Origin of the sequence: Bacillus sp. AK25, from assembly GCF_048270685.1 — a bacterium.
Classification (GTDB): Bacteria; Bacillota; Bacilli; order Bacillales; family Bacillaceae; genus Bacillus; species Bacillus altitudinis.
Window position 1 is genome coordinate 2,968,058 of record NZ_JBLUWC010000001.1, and the last position, 12,381, is coordinate 2,980,438.

A 12,381-nucleotide genomic window follows, 5' to 3' on the forward strand; every position below is an offset into this window, starting at 1 on the left:
TAAGCAAATGTTTGAGATTTTTCGTATTCAAGGATGTCACGTGAATTTTCAATAATCCATGCTCATGTCCCCTCTTCGTTGCATAACATAAAAACGATCGCTTGATGGGAATATTTCAGCATTTCTCTTTACAAAAGAAGGACATACGATTAGAATAAGATAAAAGTTTCCTTAAGGAAACAAATTAGCGTTAGAGAATCATTTAATCCTTTAGTCAAAATTATTAAATGTATGCATATATTTTTAGGAAACGCAATTGATGATCGAAAGGGGCCTTAAGAGATGTCATATGCTTTAACAATCGACCGCCTGTATGTCTCATACCACGGACAGGATGCACTAGAAAACGTCTCTCTTTCCATACAGGAAGGAACAATGACTGGAATCATTGGTCCAAATGGTGCTGGTAAATCGACTTTATTGAAAGCATGTTTGGATTTAATTGAAAAGGATCAAGGCGACATTCGTTTTTTTGAACAACCCTTTAAACAAGTGAGAAAACAGATCGCCTATGTACCGCAAAGAAATGATCTAGACTGGACGTTTCCTATCCATGTACTGGATACCGTACTGCTTGGCACATACCCAAAGCTCGGATTGATCAAACGACCGAAAAAAGAGGACCGTGCCTATGCGTACCATTGCTTAGAAAAGGTCGGGATGCAGGACTTTGCCAAAAGACAGATTGGGGAATTATCCGGCGGTCAGCAGCAGCGTGTCTTCCTTGCGCGAGCACTCGCTCAAAACGCACAGCTCTTTTGTTTAGATGAACCATTTGTCGGAATTGATATGGCAAGTGAAGAAACGATGATCGGCATTTTGAAGGAATTACGAGATGAAGGAAAAACCATTCTGGTCGTCCACCATGACTTAAGTAAAGCCGATGATTACTTCAGCCATCTCGTTCTTCTAAATAAGAAGCTGGTCAAAGCAGGGCCTGTCCATGATATTCTTCGTCCTGAGGTCATGCTCCAAGCATATGAAACACAGCTGCCATTTTTAAAATCAGCAGGAGGAGACGCGTAATGGAATTCTTAACCGGACTTTTTGAATATGCGTTTTTACAAAAAGCGTTATTTACATCCGTGATGGTAGGGATCATCTGTGGCGTCATCGGCTGCTTCATCATTTTACGGGGAATGGCTTTGATGGGAGATGCGATTTCACACGCTGTACTTCCAGGTGTCGCCATCTCTTATATGCTCGGCATTAACTTTTTCTTTGGTGCGGTTCTAACTGGTGTACTAACAGCCATCGGCATCGGATATGTCAGTCAAAACAGCCGCATTAAAAATGATTCTGCCATCGGGATCGTATTCACTGCTTTTTTTTCCATTGGGATCATTTTGATTACATTTTTGAAAAGTTCCAGCGATTTATATCATATCTTGTTTGGAAACGTACTAGCCGTTCGTTCATCTGATATGTGGATCACGCTTGGCATCGGCATTTTCATTTTGCTGGCTGTCATCGTTTTCTACAAAGAACTGCTCATTAGTTCATTTGATCCAGTGATTTCTTCGGTTTACGGTTTACCGAACCGCATGATCCATTATTTCCTCATGACCTTATTGACCTTAGTGACCGTGGCATCCCTGCAAACTGTAGGTATTATTCTTGTTGTTGCAATGCTTATTACACCAGCTGCCACCGCTTATTTACTGACAGACCGGCTATGGATCATGATTTATTTATCTGCTTTTTTTGGAGCAGTTTCAGCCGTCGTAGGACTTGGGCTCAGCTTTACGTATAACTTGTCGTCTGGTGCTTCCATTGTACTGGTCGCGACCATATTATTCGGCAGTGCCTTTATCTTTTCACCGAAACAAGGGATATTGTGGAGATCCTTAAAATCGAAGCGAAAACGAACACAGCTAAAAAAGGAAGCGTCTATGTAAAAGGAGGACATATATGAAGAAGGTATTAGCAATCCGTTTGACCGCAGTATGTATTGCCCTTTTGGTCATCGCAGGCTGTTCTACTCAGCAAAAAAGTTCCGGAAAAGATGACGGTACATTAAAAGTTGTCACGACCTACTCCATTCTTTATGACATTGTGAAGGAAGTAGGAGGACAGCATGTCTCTATTCACAGCATTGTTCCCATTGGTACAGACCCACATGAATTCGACCCACTGCCAAAGGATGTTCAGTATACGACGGATGCAGACCTTGTTCTATCTAATGGCTTGAACCTTGAAACAGGGAATGGCTGGTTTCAAAAACTGCTTGAATCGAGCGGCAAGGACGGAGATGATGCACCTGTAGCCGAGCTGAGTAAAGGCGTCAAAGTGAAGCATTTGTCTTCAAAAGGGCTTGAAAGCCAGCAGGACCCACACGCATGGCTGAATGTCGAGAATGGGATTCTTTATGCGCAAAATGCCAGAGATGCGCTCATTCAAGCAGATCCTGAGCATAAAGAGGATTACGAGAAAAATGCTGAAACCTATATCAAAAAACTTCAAACGCTTCACGATGAAGCAAAAGACAAGTTTGATCAACTCCCAAAAGACAAAAAACTCCTTGTCACAAGCGAAGGGGCATTCAAATATTTTGCGGATGCGTATGGACTGAAAGCCGGCTACATTTGGGAGATCAACACAGAAAGTGAAGGAACTCCTGGACAAATGAAGCGCATCATTCATTTTGTTAAAGACCATCAAGTTCCTGCCCTTTTTCTTGAAACAAGTGTAGATAAGCGCAGCCTTGAAAGCCTATCTGAGGAAACCGGAGTTCCGATTAAGGGGAAAGTATTTACGGACTCTATTGGCAAAGAAGGTGAAGATGGGGACAGCTACTATAAGATGATGAAATGGAATATTGACACCATTTACAAAGGATTGTCCTCATAGCAAAAAGACAGGTGGAATGAGTCCGCCTGTCTTTTTTGTCAACCTGCTATATTTTCCGGGTGTTTTTTCGGCCAAATGACGTAGCTGATGCTAATGATGAAATCAATGGTTAAGACCATCCCCCACACACTGACAAGCTGCATCAGAGATTCCGTTCGTTCTGGTGCTTGGATGAGATAGGTCAATCCATATAACAGCCCCGCTCCGATGACATAAGAGATGAAATGACGCGTCCAGCCCACCATCTCATACAAAGACCGCTCCTTCCCGTACTTTGGTTTTCCCTTCGGCTTAGGGCCTCCTGCAAAACGATAAGCAAACTTAGCATCCGCCCATTTCACCATTTGATGTCCAAAGGCAAGGCTCACACCAATATAAACAGCCGCAAGCCCGTGAATGACGTTCGCCACAGCCCCTTGCTTTAAATCTATATAAGTAGCCGCAAGAAGGATGAGATCTAAAACCGGCGTACAGACAAGAAAGAAAGCACCCCATTTTTTCTGTTTAAACACATAACGCAGTGTTAAGCCCATAAGAATAAACAGCCAAAAACCAATTTCACATGCCACAATCAATAAACCGACCAATTTCCCCACATCCTTTTTAACACGATTGTATTAAATAAAAAATAACACAACTGTGTTAAAAAAACAATAGCTGTGCTAAAATCAAGGTATGCCAAAAATCGTCGATCACCATAAACAAAAACAAAAGGTCGCTCAAGCTGCTATGAGAGTGATTAAACAAGAGGGATTGGAAAGCGCTTCTGTACGAAAAATAGCCGTTGAAGCTGGCATTTCAGCCGGCTCTATGCGTCATTATTTTTCCACACAGCAAGAATTATTTCTATTCTCCATGAATTTAATTCAGGAAAGAGTGAAGGAGCGAATTGCTAAGCTTCCATTAAACGGTTCAACAGAGGAAAATGTATTCACTTTATTGGAGCAGGTTCTTCCACTAGACGAAGAACGAATATTTGAAATGGAGGTGTGGCAGGCTTTTACAGTCAAGGCACTGACTGAACCAGATTTACAGCCGCTCAATGCAAAGATGTATGACGAGCTTTTTCAAACCGTTCAATTTTGCTTAATGAAATTGAAAGAGGATGAGCTACTGCTAGATCATCTCGATCTTTTATTAGAAACTGAGCGGCTTTATGCGGTCATCAATGGGCTTGCGTTGAATGGAATCGTACAGCCCCATCGTTTACCGCCTCAGCTCATGCGCTCCGTGCTGCAGATGCATCTTCAATCCATCACAAAAAAAGACATGCCCTCCTTATAGAGAGCATGTCTTCAGATTGTTGACAAAGGGCTAAAATGAACTTTATTTTGGCTCTTTGTCTTCTTTTCAGCGTGATAGAAAACCTTTGCAGTCTAGGAAGGACGAGCATCGGCGCGGAGCGAATTTGACATTCGTGAGCACCGAAGCGCAGGACTGACACCGAATGCGAGGGTTTGTCTACACGCTGAGACATGCCCTCCTTATAGAGAGCATGTCTTTTTTAATCTTCCATGAAAATACGTTTCGCCTCGTAATAGAGCACCTGCACAAATTTCTTCACATTGATACGTGTGTGCTCTTCTCTTCCACTTGTCTCTTTTGTGAGTTCACTCATTTTCTTACGCACAATGGTAAAATCGAAAAATTTTGATGCATAGTTTTCAAAGGTTGGGTGAGAAAAATCGGTTAACCCGAGCGAGGCGATGTGTTTCAATGATTGGTTGATCGCACGTCTTACCCGCTGTTCCGCTGCTTTTGCTTCTCTTGCGATGTCTGCTGATGTAAAAGGTTCGTTTAATTTATCCTCTGTGATGCCAGTGAAAATCACTTTTAATGAAGGAAAAGAGTCGTGCTGATCGGCATGTAACGCTAAATACTGATCTGTGAAAAGAATCATATCTAGTAAATCCTTAGACCCTTTTTCGCCGACAATCCCTAGCTCCGCCAGCAAAAACTGACCTGCCTCTGCAAGACTTTTCCCACGCTGCTTCGTTTTCGTGGTCTGTCCGCGCTGCTGGAACTGCATGACCGATTTGAGCGAATGCTGAATATTTTCAATTGAGTGCTCTAAATGCAGACGTTCAATCATGAGATGGAGCACACTTAAGACCTCTACCCGATTGATCGGCTTTGTCACATAATACTCGACACCGAGCGTATATGCCTGGCCGATGAGTTCCTTTGTTTCTACCTGTGACAGCATTAAATATTTCCCGTGAAATTCATCCTTGATCGCTCGAATCGTCTCAAGCCCGTCCCTTTCCGGCATCAGAAGATCAATACACAAGATATCAATATGCAAATCATTTAAATAGCTCGCTGTTACTTCAGCACCATCCTCTGCTTCCCCTGCCACAATGCCAAGCTCTTCATCTTCAATGAGCTGTGCCAGTGAAGAACGAACAGCTTCATCATCATCAACAATAAAAAATCTCATCTCCCATTCCCCTCTTTTCTGCTGACTTGATCAATTGGTATCGTTAAAGTGAATATCGTTTGTTGATTTGGGATACTCTTCATTTCAACACTTCCGCCAAGCTTTTCGGCTGTGTCTTTCACATAGGAAAGACCGATGCCGCTTGATGGGTTCCCGGCTTGGTCGTATTTTAAAGTGAAGCCCGGTTTAAAGATCACATGATGGTTGCGCTCTTTAATGCCTGGCCCGTTGTCACTGACTTGAAAGATCACATCATTCTCTTTCCGTGAAATGGATAGTGATACCTCTCCATTCACCGGAATGGCTTCAACGGCATTGGATACAATGTTATTTAATAAAGATAGAATGGTATACACATGATAAGTAGGGTGCTGTCCTTCTTCATCATAATGAAAAACGATGTGTTTTTTAAGAGATTCCGCGTAATTTTCATGGATACGAATCACAAGTCCAGCGATATGAGCAGGACTTGCATACTCCTGAAAGTTTTCCTCATGAATCAGTTTTGATAAGGCAGAAAAAATCCGCTGATTATCCTTTTTGATTTCGTGTACCTCACCTGCAATTTGCAGGGCTGTTTTTCCGAGTTTTTTCAAATCTAATGATTCCGTATCCTTTGCATGATGCAGAGATTGATACAATTGATATGAAGTAGCTGTAATGTGCTCAGCATGTGCAAGGGTTTTATAAAAATATGTAGATTCCGTATAAAGATTCGACAGCAGCATCAACAGGTGTTCCTTTTCCTTTTTCATTTGGCGTTCTCTCGCCTGTTCTTCGTATAATCGAATCATCGTGTAACAAGCCAATACGAAAAAGCTTCTGAAAATCGCCAATACAAATAGTTGAAACAGCGTTCTCACTGTTAAAATTTCATCAATGTCTCCCCTGAGTGCAATCATTTCGACTACACTTGCACATAGTTCCATGATAATCCCTGTCGCTCCAATGAGCCAAGGCTTATCACGGAAACGTCTGACCTGTAATACATAAAAAAGCGTACCATAGACGACGTAATACAGCAGGGAAGGAAATCTTAAAGAAACGGCCTCTTCCAGCGCTAAGTGACCTGACACAGCGGTATCAAGAAGCACCCGGAATGCAAACACTGATCCCCCCGCAATGATGCCGCTGGCCCATGCCGGGAATTTTTTCATTTGAAGCAGGATAAAGAAAAAGACAACGGTTCCAAAGCTGACCCGAAAGCTATCCTCAAATGGATAAAATTTCAGCTCTCCCCCAATCGGAGTCAGAACAATGAGCATGATAATTAAATAAGGCTCTGTATTCAACCATTTTTTCAGTAGATTCAAACGCAGTCACATCCCTAATAATTGACGATAGTATACTATGTGAGCTTCAGAAAAACAAACAGTCCATGAAAAAACGCACACCGGACATTTGTCGGTGTGCGCTTCTCATGATGCCGCTTAATCTTCTAAACGATCCTTTTCTAAAAGTGATGCACCAGCAATACCTGGTTTCGTCATTTCAAAAGGATTTAAGATGATATCAAGCTCTTCCTCTGATAACACATCATTTTGCAGACAAAGCTCACGTACAGATACGCCTGTAAGGATCGCTTCTCTCGCAATTCGTGCAGCAGCTTCATAACCAATATGCGGATTGACCGCCGTCATGACACCAGCACTCTTTTCTACATATTCTTTTAATCTAGATTCATCTGCTTTTAGGTCACGCAAGCAGTTATCGACAAAGGATTCAAATACATTTTTCATCATGCTGAGTGACTGTAGTAAGTTGAATATTAAAACGGGCTCCATAACGTTCAGTTCAAGCTGACCAGCCTCTGATGCAAGACAGATCGTGTGGTCATTTCCAATGACTTGGAATGCCACTTGGTTCATGACCTCAGGCATCACTGGGTTGACTTTCCCTGGCATGATAGATGAACCTGGCTGTCTCGGTGGCAAGTGCAGCTCACCAAATCCTGCTCTTGGACCTGAAGCCATCAAACGAATATCGTTTGCCATTTTGGACATATTCATCATACATACTTTCAGTGCAGCTGATACTTCTGTATAAGCATCTGTATTTTGCGTAGCATCGACTAAATCTTCTGCTCCAACTAACGGCAATCCGCTAATGTCAGCTAGATAACCAACTACCTGGCGAATATATTTTGGATCAGCATTCAGTCCTGTTCCAACTGCGGTTGCGCCCATATTGACTTCATATAAATGCTGTCTAGACTGCTTGATTCGTTTAATATCACGAGCAAGAACCTTTGCATATGCACTAAACTCTTGACCAAGTCTGATTGGAACAGCGTCCTGAAGATGCGTACGTCCCATTTTGATGACATGATCGAATTCTTGCGCTTTTTCTGTCATGACTTGATGCATGTTTTCCATCGTATAAAGTAGTTTTTCAATCATATTCAATGTTGAAATATGAATCGCTGTTGGGAAAACGTCGTTTGTTGACTGCGACATGTTCACATGCGTGTTTGGACTTAGCTCAGTATAAGCGCCTTTTTCCTTTCCTAGTAGTTCAAGCGCTCTGTTTGCAATGACTTCATTGGCATTCATATTCATTGAAGTGCCAGCCCCGCCTTGAATTGGATCGACAATAAATTGATTGTTCCATTTTCCTTCAATCACTTCATCTGCGGCTTGAACAATTTTTTCTCCAAGACCAGCATATAGTCGCTTTGTATCCATATTTGCAAGTGCGGCTGCCTTTTTGACAATCCCTAGTGCTTTGATGAGTTCCTCATGAACATGGTAGCCAGTAATTGGAAAGTTCTCTACTGCACGTAATGTTTGAATTCCATAATACGCTTGAGTGTCTACTTCCTTTTCACCTAGAAAGTCTCGTTCGATTCGAACTTGCTTGTCCTGTAGCTTCGTCATTTGAAAAGATCTCCTTTTACGCTGCTTTTGTTTGTTGTTTTAATTCCTCAATATACTTCTTCGATTTCTCTTGATCAAACACTTTTTCCCACTTAGACATGACAATGGCTGCAAGTGAGTTACCAAATACGTTAACAGTTGTACGAACCATGTCAAGGATACGGTCGATCCCAACGATGAAGGCAAGTCCTTCAAGCGGAAGTCCCATTGCTCCAAGTGTTGTGATGACAACAACGATCGATGCACCTGGTACACCAGCCATTCCTTTTGATGTGAGCATTAAGATTAATAGTAACGTAATTTGCTCATAGATGGAAAGAGGCATGCCGTACATTTGTGCAACAAATATGGCGGCAATGGATTGATAAATGGCACTTCCATCTAAGTTAAAGGTATAGCCTGTTGGGATAACGAACGACGTGATCGCTTTCGGGCATCCGAACTTCTCCATTTTGTCCATTAATCTAGGCAATACAGCTTCTGAACTTGCTGTTGAGAATGCAAGAATGATTTCTTCTTTTAACACTCTAAATAGTGTAAAGACGCTTGTTCCAGCTAATTTTGCGATAATGCCAAGTACGACAATCACGAAGAATGCCATTGTGCCGTAAACGACAAGTACCAGTTTACCTAGCGGGAGAAGCGCTCCGACCCCGAATTTGATCACCGTCACACTGATGAGCGCGAATACACCAAATGGTGCAAACTTCATCACTTTATTGGTCACCCAGAACATTGCTTCGAGTATCCCCTCAAAGAATCCTAACACTGGTTTTCCTTTGTCTCCAACTGCTGCAATTCCTAATCCGAATAACACTGTAAAGAAGATTGTTGGTAATAGATCACCTTCTGCAATGGATTGGAACACGTTTGTTGGCACAAGATGCACAATCGTTTCAGAGAAACTAGCTTTTTCGGCAGAAGACTTAGATGTCTCTTCATATTTAGAGATATCTCCTTTCTCCATGTTACTCATATCAATTCCTGTACCTGGATGGAAAACGTTTGCTGCAAGCAGTCCAACTGCTAATGCAATCGTTGTCACAATTTCGAAGTAAAGAATCGTTTTCCCACCGAGTCTTCCGATGGTTTTCATATCGCCTACACCTGCAACGGCTACAATCAATGCAGCAATAACAATTGGAAGAACGATCATTTTAATTAAGTGGATGAATATATCGCCAATCGGCGTTAACACATTAATAACGGTTTCATTTTGATAAAATAGTGCTCCTACGACAACACCCAAAACAAGTGCGATGAGTATTTGAGAAGCTAACCCTAACTTTTTCATACGTGGACCCCCTTTTTTTGATAACGCTTTCTTTGTTGCCTAATCGCATCTTAACGATGAACCTACAAAAAACGACAAAAAGGAACAAAAAGAAGTGAATTTTTTATGAAAAATCTTTTAAAAGGTGGGTTTTTCCACAAAATTGTTAAAAAAAGACTTCGCTTATGGCGAAGTCTCAGATTATTGACAAAGGGCTAAAATGAACTTTATTTTAGCCCTTTGTCTTCTTTTCAGTGTGATAGAAAACCTTTGCAGTCTAGGAAGGACGAGCACCGAAGTGCAGGACTGACACCGAATGCGAGGACTTCGCTTCTGATGAAGTCTCATGTTGCATATGATCAGCTGGCGGCTCTTGAAGAGGAGAAAGTTCGACATAAACCGCATAGCCTATCAGTACAATGGCTACATAAATCACAGCACTCAACGTCCACACCCATTTGACATTCAGCTTCATTTTGCTACACCCTCTCTGACAGGTTTCAATCGCTGTAATCTTAGTGCGTTCAGCACAACCGATACAGAACTAAAGGCCATTGCCGCTCCTGCAAGCCATGGTGCCAGGAACCCAAATGCGGCGACTGGTATACCAATACAATTGTAAGCAAGTGCCCAAAATAGATTCTGTTTAATGTTTCTCATCGTTTTTCTGCTAAATTCAAGTGCATCTGCAATGGCATGGAGATCTCCTGTCATGAGCGTAATATCTGCCGCTTCCATGGCAACATCTGTACCTGTTCCGACGGCCATCCCGATATTTGCTGTTGCAAGGGCAGGGGCATCATTGATGCCGTCTCCAACCATCGCCACTTTGTTTCCTTGTTTCTGAAGCGCTGCAATATGAGCCGCTTTTTCCTCTGGAAGAACTTCAGCGATGACATGATCTATGCCTGCCTCACTCGCAATCGCTTCTGCTGTGCGTTTGTTATCTCCTGTCATCATCACAACGTGAATCCCTTGCTCTTTGAGACGAGCGACCGCTTGAGAAGAAGACGATTTGATTGTATCAGCAACGGCGACAATACCTGCTGGCTCGCCGTCAATGGCAATGAGCATCGCCGTTTTCCCTTGTTCTTCAAGCTCAGTCACAACTGTTTCTAGTTCTTCGCAGCTGATATGATGTTTCTTTAGGAGTTTCCGTGTGCCAATCAAAAGCTCATGTCCGGCAGCCCTTGCTTCAATTCCATGACCAGGATCTGCTTGAAAAGCTTCTACCTCGACCGCTTGGAGACCCCGAGTCTTCATGCCATCTGTAATCGCTCTGGCAAGTGGATGCTCTGACTGCTGTTCTGCCGATCCTGCTAACTGAAGCAGCTTATCTTCTGTCCAATTGGCAGATCCAATCACATCTGTAAGACTCGGCTCCCCTTTTGTCACAGTCCCTGTTTTATCTAGCACTACTGTATCTAGTGATTGGGTTATCTCTAAATGCTCTCCGCCTTTAAACAGAATCCCTGATTCAGCTGCACGGCCGCTGCCTGCCATAATAGAGGTCGGTGTAGCAAGGCCAAGAGCACAAGGACATGCGATGACGATGACCGCTATAAAGGTTTCAAGGGCTGCTGTCACATTTCCTGGATCAACAAAGATATACCAAATCAGAAAAGTGAGCACAGCCAATCCTACAACAATGGGGACAAATATCCCTGAAATTTGATCTGCCATTCTTTGAATTGGTGCTTTTGAGCCTTGCGCTTGTTCGACGACTCGAATGATTTGTGAAAGAGCCGTTTCTTTTCCTACTTTTGTTGCTTTCACTTTCACAAATCCATTTTTATTGATGGTTGCCCCGATGACTGTATCTCCTGTGGTTTTATCAACTGGCAGACTTTCACCTGTAATCATGGATTCGTCGATCGCTGTTGTTCCTTCGATGATTTCTCCGTCTACCGGGACTTTTTCACCCGGCTTGACGAACACAAGATCATTCACTTTCACTTCAGAAATAGGAACGGTCATTTCTTTCCCATCTCGCTCTATCACAGCTTCTTTCGCTTGTAAGCCCATCAGTTTTTGAATCGCTTCTGATGATCTCCCTTTCGCTCTTGCTTCCATTAACTTTCCGAGCACAATTAGCGTAATGAGCACAGCACTCGTTTCATAATAGAGGGCCGCTTCATGTGTGCCTTGAACCGCTGATTGAATACTTTCATATAAACTATAGAAAAAAGCAGCCGATGTCCCTAGTGCCACAAGGACATCCATATTGGCACTTTTATTTTTCAACGCTTTATAAGCACCTACATAAAAAGGCCAGCCGACAATGAACTGGACGGGCGCTGCTAATGCGAGCTGAACCCATGGATTCATAAACGCTTCTGGCAACCAAATAAACGATGTGAAAGAAAAATGACTGACCATTGCCCAAAGAAGAGGCAATGACAAAATCATCGAGAACAAAAAGCGTGCCGTTTGTTTCTCAATCGCTACTTGGCGATGGTCTTTTTTCCCTTCATCCGCATGCTCTTCGGCTGGTTCGGTTAATGAATATCCAATGGATTTCACAGCCTCTTTTATGTCACTTGGAGATATTTTCCCTGGATGATACGTCACCTGAAGTGACTCAAGCGCAAAGTTCACTGATCCTTGATCAATACCATCCATCCGGTTGACTTTTTTCTCAATTCGGTTTGCACAAGCCGCACATGTCATTCCCTCTATATTAAATTCAGCTTGCTCCACCACCACATCATAGCCAAGAGATTGAATTTTTTGTTTTAGATCCTCTGCTGTGAGTTGTTCTGTTTCATAGACAATGTGGGATGTTTCAAGCGCAAAGTTCACACTGGCGTCGTCCACACCTTCCAACCTGTTCAAGCCCTTTTCAATGCGGCCTGCACAGGCGGCGCAAGTCATTCCCGTAATTTGAAAATCAATTTCTTTTTTCATTTATCTCACCTCTCTACATACTCCATGGGGGTATT

Annotated in this window: 11 protein-coding genes; 4 read left to right on the forward strand and 7 right to left on the reverse strand. The window is 42.6% G+C overall.

What is annotated here, in order from left to right; genetic code table 11:
* Positions 1-282: 282 nt before the first annotated feature.
* The 3 genes from ACNO7B_RS15485 to ACNO7B_RS15495 are packed head-to-tail and all read left to right on the forward strand — an operon-like array spanning position 283 to position 2,850.
* Positions 283-1,026: a metal ABC transporter ATP-binding protein gene (locus ACNO7B_RS15485; protein ID WP_024719815.1), complete on the forward strand. Its 744-nt coding sequence runs from the start codon at positions 283-285 to the stop codon at positions 1,024-1,026.
* Positions 1,026-1,898: a metal ABC transporter permease gene (locus ACNO7B_RS15490; RefSeq protein ID WP_007500236.1), complete on the forward strand. Its 873-nt coding sequence runs from the start codon at positions 1,026-1,028 to the stop codon at positions 1,896-1,898. Before ACNO7B_RS15485 ends, ACNO7B_RS15490 begins: the two co-directional genes overlap by 1 nt.
* 13 nt (positions 1,899-1,911) lie before the next feature.
* The gene (locus tag ACNO7B_RS15495) at positions 1,912-2,850 is read left to right on the forward strand and encodes a metal ABC transporter substrate-binding protein (RefSeq protein WP_025207974.1); all 939 of its coding nucleotides are present in this window, start codon (positions 1,912-1,914) and stop codon (positions 2,848-2,850) included.
* A gap of 38 nt (positions 2,851-2,888) precedes the next feature.
* Here ACNO7B_RS15495 and ACNO7B_RS15500 read toward each other — a convergent pair whose 3' ends face one another.
* Entirely contained in the window at positions 2,889-3,437 is a 549-nt protein-coding gene (locus ACNO7B_RS15500) for a hypothetical protein (RefSeq protein ID WP_025207975.1), read from the reverse strand.
* 88 nt (positions 3,438-3,525) lie between these two features.
* On the opposite strand from ACNO7B_RS15500, the gene ACNO7B_RS15505 reads away from it, so the two are divergent.
* The gene (locus tag ACNO7B_RS15505) at positions 3,526-4,134 is read left to right on the forward strand and encodes a TetR/AcrR family transcriptional regulator (RefSeq protein ID WP_025207976.1); all 609 of its coding nucleotides are present in this window, start codon (positions 3,526-3,528) and stop codon (positions 4,132-4,134) included.
* Positions 4,135-4,354: 220 nt separating this feature from the next.
* Here the strand turns inward: ACNO7B_RS15505 and ACNO7B_RS15510 are convergent, their stop codons facing one another.
* From ACNO7B_RS15510 to ACNO7B_RS15535, 6 genes are all read right to left on the reverse strand, one after another.
* Positions 4,355-5,290, reverse strand: a complete 936-nt coding sequence (locus ACNO7B_RS15510) for a response regulator (RefSeq protein ID WP_017359238.1) — start codon at positions 5,288-5,290, stop codon at positions 4,355-4,357.
* Positions 5,287-6,603: a sensor histidine kinase gene (locus tag ACNO7B_RS15515; protein ID WP_417901681.1), complete on the reverse strand. Its 1,317-nt coding sequence runs from the start codon at positions 6,601-6,603 to the stop codon at positions 5,287-5,289. The genes ACNO7B_RS15510 and ACNO7B_RS15515 overlap by 4 nt, the downstream gene beginning before the upstream one ends.
* A 117-nt stretch (positions 6,604-6,720) precedes the next feature.
* Positions 6,721-8,166 (reverse strand): aspartate ammonia-lyase, encoded by a 1,446-nt coding sequence (gene aspA / locus ACNO7B_RS15520; RefSeq protein WP_007500224.1) that lies wholly within the window; start codon positions 8,164-8,166, stop codon positions 6,721-6,723.
* Between the two features lie 16 nt (positions 8,167-8,182).
* A complete protein-coding gene (locus ACNO7B_RS15525) occupies positions 8,183-9,460 on the reverse strand; it encodes a cation:dicarboxylate symporter family transporter (RefSeq protein WP_007500222.1) in 1,278 nt (425 codons plus the stop codon).
* Positions 9,461-9,716: 256 nt separating this feature from the next.
* Positions 9,717-9,914, reverse strand: a complete 198-nt coding sequence (locus ACNO7B_RS15530) for a hypothetical protein (RefSeq protein WP_144739553.1) — start codon at positions 9,912-9,914, stop codon at positions 9,717-9,719.
* Positions 9,911-12,346 (reverse strand): heavy metal translocating P-type ATPase, encoded by a 2,436-nt coding sequence (locus tag ACNO7B_RS15535; protein WP_417901682.1) that lies wholly within the window; start codon positions 12,344-12,346, stop codon positions 9,911-9,913. Before ACNO7B_RS15535 ends, ACNO7B_RS15530 begins: the two co-directional genes overlap by 4 nt.
* Positions 12,347-12,381: the final 35 nt, after the last annotated feature.